Origin of the sequence: Arthrobacter sp. 35/47, from assembly GCF_000520475.1 — a bacterium.
Classification (GTDB): Bacteria; Actinomycetota; Actinomycetes; order Actinomycetales; family Micrococcaceae; genus Arthrobacter_D; species Arthrobacter_D subterraneus.
In genome coordinates this window covers 67,994-83,721 of record NZ_KI914583.1, presented here as the reverse complement: position 1 = coordinate 83,721, position 15,728 = coordinate 67,994, and the positions used below count along the sequence as shown (strand labels likewise).

Here is a 15,728-nt window from a genome sequence, read left to right as displayed (position 1 = left end):
GCCTATGCACTGGCGGGATCCATGGATTTTGACTTCGAGAACGATCCGTTGGGCCAGGATGAGCGGGGCAATGATGTGTTCCTCCGCGACATCTGGCCCAACCCGACGGAGGTTCAGCAGATCATCGACGCCTCCATCGACAAGGAGATGTTCAGGGCCAGCTACGAGACCATTTTCGACGGCGACGAACGCTGGCGGTCGCTGCCCACCCCTGAAGGTGCAACGTTCGAGTGGGACCCGGAATCGACCTACGTGCGCAAACCGCCATACTTCGACGGCATGCAGACGGAGCCGGCGCCGGTCGAGGACATCGCCGGCGCCCGGGTGCTGCTGAAGCTCGGGGACTCCGTCACCACGGACCACATTTCCCCCGCCGGGTCGTTCAAATCCGATACTCCCGCCGGCCGGTACCTGCTGGAGCATGGTGTGGACCGGAAGGACTTCAACTCCTACGGCTCCCGCCGTGGCAATCACGAGGTGATGATTCGCGGAACCTTTGCGAATATCCGCATCCGCAACCAGCTGCTCGAAGGCGTTGAGGGCGGGTTCACCCGCGATTTCAGCCAGCCGGATGGTCCCCAGGAAACGGTGTACGACGCCGCCATGAATTACCAGGCCGAAGGCACACCGCTGGTGATCCTCGCCGGCAAGGAGTACGGGTCCGGTTCCTCCCGCGACTGGGCAGCGAAGGGAACCGCCCTGCTGGGCGTCAAGGCCGTTCTTGCCGAGAGCTACGAGCGCATCCACCGCTCCAACCTCATCGGCATGGGCGTATTGCCGCTCCAGTTCCCAACCGGTGAAAATGCCGAATCACTGGGACTGACCGGGATGGAAACCTTTGCGGTATCCGGCGTCACCGCACTGAATGACGGCGCCTCGCCGCGGACGGTGACCGTCACGGCAGCCCCGGCCGACGGCGGTGAGGAAATCTCCTTCGACGCTGTCCTCCGGATCGACACACCCGGTGAGGCGGCCTACTACCGCAACGGCGGAATCCTCCAATACGTGCTGCGACAGATCGCGTCCAGGTAACCTCTCCGGTCATGTCCCCTTGTAGTGGTCAGCTCCGCACGCGGCGGAGTCCGGGGTGACCCGCCGCGCACCTGGCCTAGGCCTGCAGGGAACTAGGCTGGTAACGCCATGCCCACAGCTCTACGGAGGAGTTCAACTGTGTCCGACCTGACCGACCCGCCGGCTCGCGTCGATGGTGAGGCAATCTTCGGCATCCTGCGCAGCGAAATCCTCGCGGGCGTGCACCCGCCGGGAACCGCGCTGCGCGAGGTGGGGCTTTCCGAGCGGTTCGGCGTTTCCCGGACTCCCATCCGGGAGGCGCTGAGCCGGCTGCAGCATGAGCGTCTTCTCGAGCGGGCGGCAAGGGGGCTGCAGGTCCCCCAGATCGACCCGCAGGAGGTCATCCAGATCTATGACCTGCGCGTCATGCTCGAGGAAGAAGCTGCGGGCCAGGCGGCCCGCAGCCGCGGCATGGCCGATGTGCTGCGGCTCGAGGGTCTTGTGCAGCGGGACCGTGAACTCGATGCGCCGGATGACTCCACCCTTGTGCGGTGCAACCTGGAATTCCATGCGGCTGTTGGATCCGCCGCGCACAACCGGGTTCTGCAGGACCTGCTGGACCGCTTGTCGATGCACCTCATTCACACCCCCAGATCGACGCTCTCCGTCGGCAACCGCTGGAACGATGCCCTGGACGAGCACGAGGCGCTGGTCCGGGCCATCGCGGACCAGCGCCCGGATGATGCGCGGGCGATCGCACGCAGGCATATGGAAACGGCACGTTCCCTCCGTCTGGAGTTGCTGCGGGACGCCGCCCGCTACGTCTAGCTAGGGCGAAAACACGTCCAGGGCGGAAACCGGGCACCGTCACGCAGAGGGAGTATGCGGCCGGTCATGGAATGATTGGAGACATGCCGCATACTCCTTCCTCCCGGGTGACCCTTGCGTCCGTATCCATCCACCAGGGTGACAGCCAGGTCCCGATCGCGCTGGGACCCCTCGACGGCAGGTACCGCCCTACAGTTGCCCCGCTGGTCGACTACCTCTCCGAGGCGGCGCTGAACCGGGACCGCGTGCACGTGGAAGTGGAGTGGCTGATTCACCTGACGCGGAACAGCGTCCTCCCCGGAGCGGGCCCGCTCACCCAGGAGCAGGAAGCGTCGCTGCGGGACATTGTCACCTCCTTTGACGGCAGCGCCGTCAGCGAACTCGCGGAGATCGAGCGGGTCACAGTCCATGACGTGAAGGCCGTCGAGTACTTCATCGGCAGCCGCCTCGAGGGCATAGGAATCAACCGCCTGAAGCCGCTGGTGCACTTCGGCTGCACGTCCGAGGACATCAACAACCTTTCCTACGCTCTCGGCGTGAAGGGTGCCGTGGAGGACATCTGGCTGCCTGCGGCGTCCGGCCTCGTGGACCAGGTGAAGGCGATGGCCGAAGAGTCCCGCGCGGTCCCGATGCTCTCCCGGACCCACGGCCAGCCCGCCACCCCCACCACGCTAGGCAAGGAGCTCGCCGTCGTCGCGCACCGCCTGGACCGCCAGCTCCAGCGCATCCGCCGCACGGAGTACCTCGGCAAGATCAACGGGGCCACCGGCACCTTCGCGGCGCACGTAGCCTCGGTTCCCGGCGCCGACTGGCAGGGCATTGCGCGGGAGTTCGTCGAGGGCCTGGGGCTGACGTGGAACCCGCTCACCACCCAGATCGAGTCCCATGACTGGCAGGCCGAGCTGTACGCGGATATTGCCCGCTTCAACCGGATCCTCCACAACTTCTGCACCGACGTGTGGAGCTACATCTCGATCGGCTACTTCGCGCAGGTACCGGTTGCGGGGGCCACCGGCTCCTCCACCATGCCGCACAAGGTGAACCCCATCCGGTTCGAGAATGCGGAGGCCAACCTCGAGATTTCCTGCTCGCTGCTGGACGTCCTCGCCTCCACCCTGGTCACCTCCCGGTGGCAGCGGGACCTCACGGATTCCTCCTCCCAGCGCAACATCGGAGTGACGTTCGGGCACTCGCTGCTGGCGATCTCGAACGTCGCCAAGGGCCTTGAACGGCTCGATGTGGCGGAAGCCGTCCTGGCTGCGGACCTTGATACCAACTGGGAAGTGCTCGGCGAGGCCATCCAGATGGTGATGCGCGCCGAAGCGATCGCCGGGACACCGGGCATGGAAGACCCGTACGAGCGGCTCAAGGACCTTACCCGCGGGCACCGCGTTGACGCCGCGAGGATGCGTGAGTTTGTCCTCGGGCTGGGACTCTCCGCGGAAGCGCAGGAGCGACTGCTTGCGCTGACGCCGGCAACCTACACGGGCATCGCAGACAGCCTCGTCGACCACCTCCGCTGACCGCCCTCACCGGCCGAAGCTCATTGCGCTTCCGGGCAAGGCTGGCGGCGCTTCCGGGCGAGACCGGCGCTTCCGGTTGAACTAACCGCAGTCCCGTGAGGGGCGAGCGCCGTCGTCGTCTTCTCACGGCTGTTCCAGCGCCGCAGGGCGGGCAGCGGCACCACTCCCTGGTCCGGCGGCAGGAGCTCGGTTGCCTCGGCGACCTGCGCCGGGGTCAGGCCGCGGGCGAGCGTAATGTGCGGCACCCAGCGGTCGGGGACGCAATTGCCGGCAATGTCCGGGACCTCGCAGAGCACCCGGTGGACGCCCTGGTGAAGCTCAAGGAGCGCCTGACTGACGACGCCGAGGCGCGCCAGCACATGCCCGCGCCCGGTCCGGAAAACAACCAGACCCGCGATGTGGATGGGCAACGGCAGCGCTCCAGCGAGCGCCGCGAGCGCCTCGTCCTTCCCGTCCGGGATGCGGGGCGCAGCCAGAAGCGTGATGTGGGGCCGGTTCGAGGCGGCAGTGTGCCTGGCCTGGGAGGGAAGTCCGGCCTGCCTGAGGACCTCCCAGTCCCGGCGCAGGAGCTCCTCCGCGGATGCGTCGAGGAGGAGCTCCACACTGTCCATCGTCAGCGCGGGTTCTGCCGGTAGTCGCCCACGCCGAAGGAGCCGTCCTCCTCCACCGTGCCGGTCCGCGGATCATACTGCGGCCGCTGATACGCCAGCTCCCCGCCGCTGCGACCGCCGAAAGGCCGTCCGTGATCCGCGTACTCCTCGCGGAAATACGCCAGGCGCCAGTTCCCGAGCTGCACCCGCGCACCGGTCCGCAGGACGGACGGGGCGTCCGGCTGGACGCTGCCCCGGACGGGTCCGTGCGGTATCAGCACATATTCGTCGTCAGCGTTATGCTCCACCGTGGCGTGGACCGGGAGCAGTCCGTCGAGCACCAGGTCGGCCTCCGGCGAGCTGCCGATCACCATTTTCTCGCCGACCAGATTCACCTCGCGCGGAATCTGCCCGTTCCAGGTTTCCGAGTCCTGAACGAAGATCAGCCGGGGCCGGCCGCTGCCCGGCGTGTGGTGCGTGGTGGTGACCTGACGCCGGATGCGCCGGTTCACGGTCGGGACCAGCGGGAACGGGGTCGACGGCGGCAGCAGCCCCGGTCCCGGCCGCCGGCTTCCGCTGCGGATCAGGGGAGCAAGGGCGGCAATCGAACCTGCCCGGATGTGCGGGGACCGCGTCACGAGCCGCTGCGCCAGCGAGCTGGACACCTTCCCGATGCTGACGAGCGTCCCGGCCGGCCCGGCAAGTGTCACCGTCAGCCCCTTGTCGGCGATGGCCGCCGCAAGTTCACGCACGCTCTCCAGCGAGGGAAGACCACCAAAGCCGGCCGAAGACGGATCATCACACCAGATGGTGACCTCTGTGCCGGCAGCGCTGATGGTTCCGTTCATCGCCCTGGGGGTGCCGCCGTCGTCGTCATCCGAGAGCGAGAAGGCGAGGTCTATGTCCAGGCGTACCCGCTGCGGCGGTTGTGACACTGGTTAACTCCGGTGCTTGTCGGAACCCGGGGCGTCGTTGTCGCTGGTGGTGACACGCAGGGTTCCGTTGAGCTTCCAGGTGGCGCGGGGCGCGTCCGGGCCGATATCCCGCGGGACCTCGACGGTCATGTCGATGAAGCTGTAGTTGACCGCCGCACCCTTGCCGGTCAGGTAGGACCACATTTCCTCGGCGAGGTCCGCCCAGTCGCGGATATTGTGGCTGCCGGCGGCGGAGGTGTTGGTAGAGGTGTTTTCAGACATGGAGGAATTCCTTGCACTTTTCGGTTCTGCCCGGCGCCCTCTACCCGCCTGACCTGACGGATCCGAGCCTAACCGCATACCGGGAACATGGGAACCCGTTGCTGCTAGCCGGCCGTCCAGATGTAGAACTTTTCCGGCCTGCCCGCCGCACCGTACTTCGGCACAATCCGTGCGTTGCCCTTCGTGACGAGGTATTCGAGGTATCTGCGCGCGCTGACCCGCGCCAGTCCCAGCTGCGCTGCCACCTCGGAGGCTGAGGACCCCGTGACTGAGGACCGGAGCGCACCGATGACCGATTCAAGGGTTGGCTGGGAGAGTCCTTTCGGCAGCGACCCGGTGAACGCCGGCGATGCAGGAGGAGCGGCTTTCCCCGGTCCGGCTGCGAGCAGGCGGTCGATGCGTTCCTGGTCCAGCGGTCCTGCGGAGACGGAGCTGTGCGCCACGATGCTGGCCCGGTGCCGCACGTAGTCGTCCAGCCGCTGCATCAGCACCCTGGAGTTGAAGGGCTTGACGAGGTAGTGCAGCACCCCGCCGGCCATGGCGGCACGGACCGTCTCGAGCTCACGCGCGGCAGTAATCGCGATGATGTCCACCGGATCGCCCGGAATGTTGCGTGCCGCGCGAAGCACCTCGATCCCGGACATGTCCGGCAGATGGATGTCGAGCAGCATCAGCTCGGGTTTCAGTTCACGCACCTTCTCCAGTGCCTCACTGCCCGAGTTCGCCACGCCGACGACGGCGAACCCCCCGTGCGCAAGCAGGAACCCGGAGTGGACACCCGCGATCTCCTGGTCGTCGTCGACGACCAGTGTTCGGATCAGGTTCACGGAGTCAGCACCCCGCCTGCGCCCGCGGAATGGGCTGCCAGCGCGGACCGCCCTGATGACGTCGGCGCCGGGGCGGGACCCAGCGTGACCTCGATGTGCGCACCGCCCAGCACGGACTCGCTGACCGTGACCGATCCGGAACGGCGTTCCGCGACCCGCTGCACCAGCGCCAGGCCGAATCCGCGGGACCCGCCGCCTGCCGCATCCTTGGTCGAGAACCCCGAGGTGAATACCCTCTCGCGCACATCCTCGGGGATTCCCGGGCCGTCATCGGAGACCGCGATGGAACATCCGGACGCATCCGAGGTCAGCTGCACATGGATGGTCCCGTTGGAGCCCACGGCGTCCACGGAGTTGTCCACCAGGTTTCCCAGCACCGTGACCGGATCCGTGGTGCCGTCCGCCTCGAAGGTGGAGGACTCATCGACGATCAGGCTGATCCCTTTCTCCGCGCAGATGGTGGTTTTCGCCATCAGAAGGCTCGCGGTGTCCGGATCGGTCACGCCGGGGGAAACGTCCCCGGAGACAACGGAACCGCCGTGCCCGGACCGGGAGATGAAATCGACGGCCTTGCCTGTCTGGCCCAGTTCCAGCAGGCCCGAGATGACGTGCATCTTGTTCGCAAACTCGTGCGCCTGGCTCCGGAGGGCCTGGGTGACGTCCCGGGCACCGTCGAGGTCAAGCAGCAGCTGGTGCAGTTCCGTGCGGTCGCGCAGGACCAGCACACTGCCTACCCGCCGGCCGTCGACGACGGCGTCACTTGAGCGGGCGAGAAGTACCCGTTCGCCGACGAGAACCGTCTCATCGGCGTCTCCCGCGGAACCGAACATCCGCGCCAGCGACGGTTCCAGAACAGCCGTTGCAGGTTGCCCCTTCACCTCGTCGCTGAGGTCGAGCAGGCGCTTGGCCTCGTCATTGAGAACGGCAACACGGCCGCGCTCGTCGATGGCCACCACGCCTTCGCCGATGCCGTGCAGCATTGCGTCGCGGGTCTCGAGCAGCGCGGCGATCTCCTCCGGTTCCAGCCGGTAGATGCGCCGCCAGATCAGCCTCGAAATCCAGATGGAACCGGCGGTACCGGCAAGGGCCGCCGCAACCAGCCAGGCGAGGAGTACGGGCAGGTCTTCCTGCAGGTCGGCAGCGAGCGTGGACTCCAGTGTCCCCACCGACGCCGTGCCGATGATGGAGCCGTCCGCACTCCAGATCGGCACCTTCACCCGCCACGACTCGCCCAGGGTTCCCGTCTGGGTGCCGACGAACGTCTCCCCTGACAGCGGCACCGACGGGTCTGTGGACACCATCCGGCCGATCAGGTCCGGGTTGGGGTGCGAGTAGCGGATGCCGGTCTCGTCTGTGACGACCACGTACGTGACGCCGGTGGCCTGCCGGGTGAGCTCGGCGATGGGCTGGATGACAGCGCTGGGATCTTCGTCGTCGAACGCGTCCACGACGGACGGCAGCTGCGCGACCGACCGCGCAACGCCGACCATGCGGCTCTGGTACGCATCCCGGATCTGCTGCTCCTGCATCCGGACGGCGACCGTACCCGCCACCAGGACAATGACCAGCACGATCAGTAGCTGTAAAAAGAACAGCTGTGATCTAAGCGACATTGACCGGATCATCCTTTTATTCTCGCACGATCCGGTGTAGAGGCCGCTCGCCGGAGCACGGCGAAACCATGACTTTCCCCATGACCATAAAGACCACTACGCACGTTGTGACCGTATGGTTCCCACCGGGATTTTCCCTTCCTACGCTGGACCGGAACGTGTGGTGAGGCGCATCACACTCAAGGAAGGAAAACCCCCATGAAGCTCGAAAGCACAATGAAGCGCTTGTCGGCTGTCGGTGCCATCGGCGTCGTATCTGTCTTTGCCCTGTCAGCCTGCGGCGGCGGCAGCACGTCCGGTGGAAGCGAAGCGGAAGCCGGAATCGACCGGCTCAACATCATCGTCCCCGCCGACCCGGGCGGCGGCTGGGACCAGACCGGCCGCGCCATGCAGAAGGACCTCCAGGAAAACGACCTCGTGGGCAACGCGTCCGTCGTCAACGTCGGCGGCGCCGGCGGAACCAACGGCCTCGCCCAGCTGGCCACCGAACAGAACCCCGACACCCTCATGGTGATGGGCTACGTGATGGTCGGTGCCGTGGAGACCAACGCCGCCGAGAACCGTATCGAGGACACCACCCCGATTGCCCGGCTCACGGAAGAGCCGCTCATCGTCGTCGTACCGGCTGATTCGCCGTACCAGACCATCGATGACCTGCTCTCCGCGATCGAGTCCGAGGGCCAGGGAGTCTCCATCACCGGCGGCTCCGCGGGCGGTGCCGACCACATCCTCGCCGGCCAGATGCTCAAGGAAGCCGGCATCAGCCCCGAGAGCCTCAACTACATCCCCTACTCCGGCGGCGGCGAGTCCCTCGCAGCGCTGCTCGGCAACAAGGTGTCCGCAGGAATCTCCGGCGTCGGCGAGTACGCGGAGCAGGTGAAGGCCGGCAAGGTACGCGCACTGGCAGTCTCCGGCGAAGAACCCGCCGCCCAGCTCCCGGACGTACCGACCCTGACCGACGAGGGCATCGACCTCGTGCTCACCAACTGGCGCGGTGTTGTGGCACCGGGCAGCATTGACGAGGCCAAGGCCGCAGAGCTCACCGAACTCGTGACCGAAATGGCCGAGACCGAGTCCTGGCAGGCCACCCTCGAGACCAACGCCTGGTCGGATGCCTTCCTTGCGGGCGAGGAGTTCGACGCCTTCCTGCAGGAAGACATCGCCGCCGTCAAGACCACGCTGACCGAGATCGGTCTGCTGTAACGGCGATGAGCTCCTCAATCAACGGGGCGCCGGGCAGGAGCGGTACTGCCGCTCCCGCCCGGCCCCTCGGAGAAATGATCTTTGCGGGAATGATCGTGTGCATCGGCGTCGTCGGATTCGTCGCCGGAGCCGGGATCCCCATCCCGCCCTCAGCGGGCGTCGTGGGCCCACGCGTGTTCCCCTTCCTCGTCTCGGGCATCATGGTGGCCATCGGCATCGGGCTCCTCATCCAGCTGCTGCGCGGGCACACCGGAGCTGCCGAGGAGGGCGAGGACATTGACCCCAGCGTGAAGACCGACTGGCTGACCGTCGGCAAGCTTGTGGGTTTCCTCGCAATCCACATCGCGCTCATTGTTCCCCTCGGCTGGCCGGTGGCGGCTGCCGTCCTGTTCTTCGGTTCCGCCTGGTCCCTCGGTGCCAAGCCGTGGTGGCGGAACGCGATCATCGCCGTCGTGCTCGCCCTGATCCTCCAGTTCGTGTTTGCCGGACTCCTCGGAGTCTCGCTGCCGCCTGGGTTCCTCCTGGAAGGGGTGGAGATCTTCAGTGGATAACTTCCTGGCTCTGCTCGAGGGCTTCAGCGTTGCGATGCAGCCCATGTATCTGCTGTACGCCCTCGGCGGCGTGCTGGTGGGCACCGCGGTGGGCGTGCTGCCCGGGATCGGCCCCGCCATGACCGTGGCGCTGCTCATGCCGATCACCTACAGCCTCGACCCGACGGCGGCGATCATCGTCTTCGCGGGCATCTACTACGGCGGCATGTACGGCGGCTCGACAACCTCGATCCTGCTGAACACTCCCGGCGAATCGGCCTCCATTGTCACCGCCCTCGAGGGCAACAAGATGGCGAAGGCGGGCAGGGGCGCAGCTGCGCTTGCGACGGCGGCAATCGGCTCGTTCATCGCCGGTACCGTAGCCACCGTCCTGCTCAGCTTCGTTGCCCCCTTTGTTGCCGAATTCGCAGTGCAGATCGGGCCCACCGAGTACGTGGCGCTGATGATCGTTGCGTTCCTGACCGTCGGCGCGCTGCTCGGAGCGTCAGTGCTGCGCGGCCTGGCCTCGCTCGCGCTGGGTCTGTTCATTGCGCTGATCGGGGTCGACGCCCTGACCGCCCAGCAGCGGTATACCTTCGGCAATCCGTTCCTGGCGGACGGTATCGACGTCGTGCTTGTTGCGGTGGCCCTGTTCGCGGTGGGTGAGGCGCTCTACGTTGCGTCCCGGCTGCGCCACGGCCCCGTGAAGGTGATCCCCGTGGCAGGCCGCTGGACGAGCTGGATGCGCAAGGAGGACTGGAAGCGTTCCTGGAAGCCCTGGCTTCGCGGAACGTTCATCGGCTTCCCGGTGGGCACCATCCCCGCCGGCGGCGCCGACGTCGCAACCTTCCTGTCCTACGCCTCCGAGCGCAAACTCGCCAAGGGTGAGCGGAAGAAGCAGTTCGGCAAGGGCGCCATCGAAGGCGTCGCAGGCCCGGAATCGGCCAACAATGCGGCCGCAGCCGGCGTCCTGGTCCCACTGCTGACCCTCGGCATTCCGACGACGGCCACCGCCGCGATGATGCTCGTCGCGTTCCAGCGCTACAACATCCAGCCCGGACCCCTGCTGTTCGAGGTGGAGGGCGCGCTGGTGTGGGCGCTGATTGCCAGCCTGTACGTCGGCAACCTGATGCTGCTGGTCCTGAACCTGCCCCTGGTGGGTATCTGGGTGAAGATCCTGCAGATCCCGCGCCCCTACCTGTACTCCGGGATCCTGGTCTTCGCCGCCATGGGTGCGTTCTCGGTGAACTTCACCCCCGTGGACGTCTTTGTTCTGCTGGTGGTGGGCGTGCTCGGGTTCTTCATGCGCCGCTACGGTTACCCGATTGCGCCGATGGTGGTCGGGCTCATCCTCGGGCCGATCTTCGAGGACCAGCTGCGCCGTTCGCTCGCCATTTCCCAGGGAGACCCGGTCGCCCTGGTGAGCACACCGATCGCCGCGACCATCTACGTGATCCTCATCGTCATTTTCGTCCTCTCCTTCTGGCTGAAGAAGCGCCAGCAGGCCATGGAAGCCGAAGTTGTCGAGGAAGCACCGCTGGCCGTTGCCGAGCAGAAAGAAGGCGGAAAATGAGTGCCGTTGTACTGGGTTACGTGCCTAACGCGCTGGGCGACGCCGCGGCGAGGGCCGCGGTCGATGAGGCCCGCCGGCGCGGGGCGTCACTCGTGGTGGTCAACACCACCCGTGCCGACCGTCTGGTGGACCCGGCCTACGCCGACGACGACGACATGTCCCGCCTGCAGGACACACTGCAGGACACCGGGGTGGACTTCACGGTCCATCACGGGACGTCCAGGGACACCGCTGCCGAGGACGTCCTCGACGCCGCGGAACGCAACTCCGCGGAGCTGATTGTCATCGGCCTGCGTCACCGGACGCCGGTGGGCAAGCTGATCATGGGCTCGACGGCCCAGTCGATCCTGCTCGGTGCGCGCTGCAACGTGCTGGCGGTGAAAGCCTGACCCCAGGCGTGACCTCATCTGGGACGAGGCCCCCGGCGTGTCCTGACGGATATGCCGGGGGTCTCTCCCGTCCCTGCGGGAGATGGGCGGTCAGACGCTCGCCCGCTCCGCCAGGATCCCGTCGATCTGACCCATTGCCTGCTTCAGCCCTTCCTCCATGCCCATCTCGAGCATCTGCTGGAGTTGTTCGGCACTCTCGAACCGGGATACGACGGTCATCCGCGTCCTGCCGTCTCCGGCATCCTCCAGGGTGACGACGGCGTGGGTCTCCCCCATCGCCTCAACGTGCCCCCCGCTCTCGTCGGCGAAGCCGTCGTCGAACTCCAGTCGATGGGGCGCCTCGATTGAGGTGAACTTCCACCAGCCGCGGCTCTTTTCGCCGTCCGGTCCGGTCATGAAGTACCCGGCCGAACCGCCTTCCCGGAATTCATGCGTATCAAACGTCGCCGGCCAGGTCGGCGGACCCCACCAGCGCTCAAGCTGGCGGGGATCCTCCCAGATCTGCCACACGCGTTCGACGCCGGCGTCAAACTCTGCAATAAGCGTGAGGCTCAGTGCCTCTGGGTCCTTTTCGGTGCTGATTACAGCCATGGTGCTGCCTTCCTGATTTCGGTTTTCATTCCTCGGAATCCTCGGCGAGGATGTCCGCGATCCGGTCGGCACGCTGCCGCCAGATCTTCTCGTATTCGTCAAGAAGCCGCCGCGCTTTCCTGACCGTTTCCCGGTTGGCCCGCACGATCTGCTCCCTTCCGCGCTTCTCCTTGGTGACGAGCGATGCCTGCTCCAGCACCGCCACATGCTTCTGCACCGCCGCGAAGCTCATGGCGTAGGAGGCAGCCAGGGCGGACACCGAATGCTCCTCGCTGATGGCGCGGACAACGATGCTGCGCCGCGTGCTGTCCGCAAGAGCGTGGAACAACCGGTCCACTTCGGATTCCGAAAGCTGATCTACAACCATTTGGTTGTAGATTATCCCCCTCCCGGTACCCGCGTCAAGGATTTCGGCCGGGATATCTAGAGGACGGTGTAGCGGGTCTGCACCGCGCCGCCCGAAAAGGTCTTCACGTCGTCGAGCTGCAACCGGATGTCTGCCGGGAGGGCGCCGAACAGCGGCTTGCCCTCGCCGATCAGAATGGGCACCCGGGTCAGGGTGAGCGTCCGGATCAGGCCGGCCGCCAGGAAGGTGCGCACTGTTCTGCCGCCGTCGACATACACGCTGCGGGCGCCGTCGTCGTCGAGCATCGCGCAGACGTCCTCGAAGGAGGAGGCAACCCGGATGCGCGGGTCATCCGCCTGCAGCGTACTGCTCAGCACGAACACCGGGGTGTCACCGTAGAACCACTCGCCCATCGCCCGGACGACGTCGTAGGTGCTTCTGCCCATCACCAGGTGATCGACCGAGGCCATGAAGCCATCGAAACCCATGTCCTCCGGAGGGTCCGCCCCTGCCGCAGCATCGCCTGTCAACCAGTCCAGACCGTCATCAGCCCGGGCAATCATGCCGTCGACGCTCATTCCGATGAACACATGCCCGGACCACTGCCGCTCAGCCATGGGAGCATCGTAGACCCGCGGTGACCCGCAGGATAGGGGCGCAGGCTACGCCTTCCGCTGGACCTGAACGCCCTGGCTGACGATGAGATCCACGATACCGAGGACGTCCTGGAGGTCCTCGACGCTCTGCCGCTCCGAGTCCGCGCCCGCAAAGAATGCGGCGTCGTAATACAGGCCGTCACCGAGCAGTTTGACCGCGCGCGCCACCGTCCGGCTTCCCAGGGCCGCCTCAAGGGCGCCGAGCCACTCCTCCTGGATCAGCGCGAAGGTGGCCTGCGCCTTGGGATGCCCCTGCTGCGCCAGCCGCGCCATTGCAACCAGCGCCCGGTCCAGCGGGCTGTTCTCATACATGGAGGTGCGGACGTAGTACCGGGCAGGGCCCTCCGGGTCTGCCGCCATCATCTCGCGGTCACGCGCAGACAGAGCCTCCAGCCGCTCCGCCAGGCCGTCAACCAGCGCCTCCTTGGAACGGAAGTGGTAGAGCAGGCCGCCTTTAGAAACGTCCGCCGCCGCAGCGACTGATTCCATCGTGGCACTCCGCTCACCGTCCCTGATGAGGATGCTTTCAAAACTGTCGAGGATCCGTTCGCGGGCACTGGCCATGACGTTCATCATACTGACGCGCTCCCGCTTTACTGTACCGGCTGGACGGTATACTTTGGATTCCATGACCCAGTACACCCGGATCTCCACCAGGACCTCCCTACCGACCGGCGCATCCCGCGCCGGCCGCCGCGAGTGGTGGGCTCTGGCGGCGCTCATGCTGCCCGTACTGCTGGTCGCAGTGGACAACACGGTGCTCAGTTTCGCCATGCCGGAGATCTCCCTGGCCTTCAACACCAGCGGCACCACTCTGCTGTGGATCATCGACAGCTACCCGCTGGTCCTGGCCGGCCTGCTGGTAGCGATGGGCAGTTTCGGTGACAGGTTCGGCCGGCGCAGGATGCTCATGATCGGCGCCACAGGCTTCGCCGCATTCTCCGTGGCCGCCGCCTTTGCGCCTTCGGCCGAGCTCCTCGTGGCAGCCCGCGTGGGTCTGGGCGTGTTCGGCGCCATGCTGATGCCGTCAACCCTGTCGCTGATCCGGAATATTTTCACTGAGCGCGATCAGCGCCGCCTTGCCGTGGCCGTCTGGGCTGCCGGGTTCTCGGCCGGCGCCGCGCTTGGTCCGCTGGTGGGCGGGGCCCTCCTGGAACACTTCTGGTGGGGGTCGGTCTTCCTGCTCGCTGTCCCCGTCCTGCTGGTCCTCCTCGCGGTCACGCCGCTGCTGGTCCCCGAATCCGCGGACCCGTTTCCAGGCCGCGTGGATTATCCGGGCATTGTCCTGTCCGTGGGCACCATGCTGCCCATTGTTTTTGCGATCAAGACCTTCGCGAAAGGCGGCCCTGCCGCAGTGTCCGCTGCCGCCGTCGTCGTCGGTGTTGCCGCGGGGGTGCTCTTCACCCGGCGGCAACTGACGCGGGAAAACCCGATGCTCGATATGCGGCTTTTCACGGTGAGGCCGTTCACGGGTGCCGTACTGGTGAATCTGCTGGCGATTTTCTCGCTGGTCGGCTTTCTGTACTTTGTCTCCCAGCACCTGCAGCTGGTGCTGGGCCTCAGTCCGCTGGAGGCCGGCGTGGTGCTGGTGCCCGGCCTGCTCATGACGATTGCTGCCGGGCTGGCGGTGGTCCCGCTGGTGCGCCGGGTTCCGCCGCATGTGGTGGTGCCCGTTGCGCTGCTGCTCTCGGCCGGCGCCTACGCGTTTGTTGCGCTGACCAGCCAGGGCGGGTCCATCGGGGCGCTGCTTGCCGCGTTCGTCCTGCTGGGGGCGGGGGTGGGTGCGTCCGAGACGGTGTCCAACGACCTCATCCTGTCCAGCGTTCCGGCGGCCAAGGCGGGCGCCGCGTCGGCCATTTCCGAGACTGCCTATGAGGTGGGATCCGTCTTCGGCACGGCGCTCCTGGGGAGCATCCTGCTTGCCTCCTACCAGAAGCACCTCGCCCTGCCCGCCGGGCTCAGCCCGGAGCAGGGCACGACGGCGCGGGAAACGCTGGGCGGCGCAATCAACATTGCGTCCCAGTTGCCCGCCGACAGCGGCTCCCAGCTTCTGGACTCCGCGTTCCACGCGTTCGACAGCGGTGTGGTTGTGACCTCCGGCATCGGGTGCGGGCTGATGGTCGCGGCTGCCGCACTGGCGTACTGGAGCCTGCGCCGCCCGGCGACCCCTAACCACAACGTTCATTGAGCAGGACACGCCGCTTACCCCGGGGGATAAGCGGCGTGTCCTGTCAATTCAACGGGAGGGGGGTCAGGCCGTCGGGTCGATGCCTCCGGTGCAGGGCGCTCCGGGCTCGGGCGTCTGCTCACCCTCCACGTACTTGGCAAGGAAGGCCTGCAGCCGCTCATCGTCAGCGGAGTCGAGGCTGAGCTGGATACCCCAGGCGGACGCAACAACCGGGGACTCGAGGCCCTCGAACGGACTCATGACCACGTAGGCGCGGTCTCCCACGAGTTCGGTGAGGGCGTCAATCTCGGCCTGCGGCAGATCGGCCTGGTAGGTGATCCAAACGGCGCCGTGCTCCATCGAGTGGACCGTATTCTCATTGGGCAGCGGTTCGGTATAGACGCCGCAGTTGGTCCAGATGGGGCTGTGGTCGCCGCCGACCGGAGGAGTCTGCTCATACTCCACAGGCGCGTCAACGTGATTGGCGGTCAGTTCCTCGAATGTTTCGACCCCCTCGATGTCCGCGGATGCGAGCGCATCGATCCGATTGTTCTCCTGGACCTGCTGCACGATCACGATGGTCACAGCCACGATGATTGCCACAATGACCAGCGCGATTCCGCCGAAAATCAGGGTGTTCCGCTTGCGCTCACCGGCCCGCTGCTGGGACTGGATGGCCGCCAGC

General features: G+C 66.4%; 17 protein-coding genes and 1 pseudogene. 8 read left to right on the top strand and 10 right to left on the bottom strand.

The window, feature by feature from the left end:
• The 3 genes and pseudogenes from acnA to purB form a co-directional block, all read left to right on the top strand.
• Window positions 1-1,032, top strand: a pseudogene (gene acnA / locus X803_RS17415) (aconitate hydratase); the annotation flags it as partial.
• Window positions 1,033-1,170: 138 nt separating this feature from the next.
• A complete protein-coding gene (locus X803_RS0102855; RefSeq protein ID WP_026543948.1) occupies window positions 1,171-1,839 on the top strand; it encodes a GntR family transcriptional regulator in 669 nt (222 codons plus the stop codon).
• A gap of 83 nt (window positions 1,840-1,922) precedes the next feature.
• Complete coding sequence (gene purB / locus X803_RS0102850; protein ID WP_026543947.1) at window positions 1,923-3,362, top strand: adenylosuccinate lyase; 1,440 nt, start codon at window positions 1,923-1,925, stop codon at window positions 3,360-3,362.
• Between the two features lie 20 nt (window positions 3,363-3,382).
• On the opposite strand, the gene X803_RS17410 is transcribed toward purB, so the two are convergent.
• From X803_RS17410 to X803_RS17405, 5 genes are all read right to left on the bottom strand, one after another.
• Window positions 3,383-3,964 carry a 2'-5' RNA ligase family protein gene (locus tag X803_RS17410; protein ID WP_162149181.1) on the bottom strand — a complete coding sequence of 194 codons (582 nt, stop codon included), beginning with the start codon at window positions 3,962-3,964 and terminating at the stop codon, window positions 3,383-3,385.
• A gap of 11 nt (window positions 3,965-3,975) precedes the next feature.
• Window positions 3,976-4,887, bottom strand: coding sequence for an FHA domain-containing protein (locus X803_RS0102840; RefSeq protein ID WP_026543946.1), 912 nt, complete (start codon window positions 4,885-4,887; stop codon window positions 3,976-3,978).
• Window positions 4,888-4,890: 3 nt separating this feature from the next.
• Window positions 4,891-5,148, bottom strand: coding sequence for a hypothetical protein (locus tag X803_RS0102835; protein ID WP_026543945.1), 258 nt, complete (start codon window positions 5,146-5,148; stop codon window positions 4,891-4,893).
• Window positions 5,149-5,252: 104 nt separating this feature from the next.
• Window positions 5,253-5,975, bottom strand: a complete 723-nt coding sequence (locus X803_RS0102830; RefSeq protein ID WP_051470388.1) for a response regulator — start codon at window positions 5,973-5,975, stop codon at window positions 5,253-5,255.
• Entirely contained in the window at window positions 5,972-7,588 is a 1,617-nt protein-coding gene (locus X803_RS17405; protein ID WP_253907380.1) for an ATP-binding protein, read from the bottom strand. The genes X803_RS0102830 and X803_RS17405 overlap by 4 nt, the downstream gene beginning before the upstream one ends.
• A gap of 198 nt (window positions 7,589-7,786) precedes the next feature.
• Between X803_RS17405 and X803_RS0102820 the strand changes: the two genes are divergently transcribed.
• The 4 genes from X803_RS0102820 to X803_RS0102805 are packed head-to-tail and all read left to right on the top strand — an operon-like array spanning window position 7,787 to window position 11,283.
• Window positions 7,787-8,791, top strand: coding sequence for a Bug family tripartite tricarboxylate transporter substrate binding protein (locus X803_RS0102820; protein WP_084033309.1), 1,005 nt, complete (start codon window positions 7,787-7,789; stop codon window positions 8,789-8,791).
• Between the two features lie 5 nt (window positions 8,792-8,796).
• Window positions 8,797-9,342, top strand: a complete 546-nt coding sequence (locus X803_RS0102815; RefSeq protein WP_026543942.1) for a tripartite tricarboxylate transporter TctB family protein — start codon at window positions 8,797-8,799, stop codon at window positions 9,340-9,342.
• Entirely contained in the window at window positions 9,335-10,894 is a 1,560-nt protein-coding gene (locus X803_RS0102810) for a tripartite tricarboxylate transporter permease (protein ID WP_026543941.1), read from the top strand. The genes X803_RS0102815 and X803_RS0102810 overlap by 8 nt, the downstream gene beginning before the upstream one ends.
• Entirely contained in the window at window positions 10,891-11,283 is a 393-nt protein-coding gene (locus tag X803_RS0102805; RefSeq protein WP_026543940.1) for a universal stress protein, read from the top strand. The genes X803_RS0102810 and X803_RS0102805 overlap by 4 nt, the downstream gene beginning before the upstream one ends.
• A gap of 90 nt (window positions 11,284-11,373) precedes the next feature.
• Here X803_RS0102805 and X803_RS0102800 read toward each other — a convergent pair whose 3' ends face one another.
• From X803_RS0102800 to X803_RS0102785, 4 genes are read right to left on the bottom strand one after another with little or no spacing between them, the layout of a single operon-like run.
• Window positions 11,374-11,874 (bottom strand): SRPBCC family protein, encoded by a 501-nt coding sequence (locus X803_RS0102800; RefSeq protein WP_026543939.1) that lies wholly within the window; start codon window positions 11,872-11,874, stop codon window positions 11,374-11,376.
• Between the two features lie 25 nt (window positions 11,875-11,899).
• On the bottom strand, window positions 11,900-12,241 hold the full coding sequence (locus X803_RS0102795; protein WP_026543938.1) for an ArsR/SmtB family transcription factor: 342 nt from the start codon (window positions 12,239-12,241) through the stop codon (window positions 11,900-11,902).
• Window positions 12,242-12,297: 56 nt separating this feature from the next.
• On the bottom strand, window positions 12,298-12,837 hold the full coding sequence (locus tag X803_RS0102790; protein ID WP_026543937.1) for a dihydrofolate reductase family protein: 540 nt from the start codon (window positions 12,835-12,837) through the stop codon (window positions 12,298-12,300).
• A 45-nt stretch (window positions 12,838-12,882) separates the two neighbouring features.
• Window positions 12,883-13,440 carry a TetR/AcrR family transcriptional regulator gene (locus X803_RS0102785; protein ID WP_035777711.1) on the bottom strand — a complete coding sequence of 186 codons (558 nt, stop codon included), beginning with the start codon at window positions 13,438-13,440 and terminating at the stop codon, window positions 12,883-12,885.
• Window positions 13,441-13,504: 64 nt separating this feature from the next.
• Between X803_RS0102785 and X803_RS0102780 the strand changes: the two genes are divergently transcribed.
• Window positions 13,505-15,064, top strand: a complete 1,560-nt coding sequence (locus X803_RS0102780) for an MFS transporter (protein WP_026543935.1) — start codon at window positions 13,505-13,507, stop codon at window positions 15,062-15,064.
• Between the two features lie 63 nt (window positions 15,065-15,127).
• Here the strand turns inward: X803_RS0102780 and X803_RS17400 are convergent.
• Window positions 15,128-15,728: DUF3105 domain-containing protein (locus X803_RS17400; RefSeq protein ID WP_035777659.1), on the bottom strand; the 601-nt coding region annotated here is incomplete at its 5' end.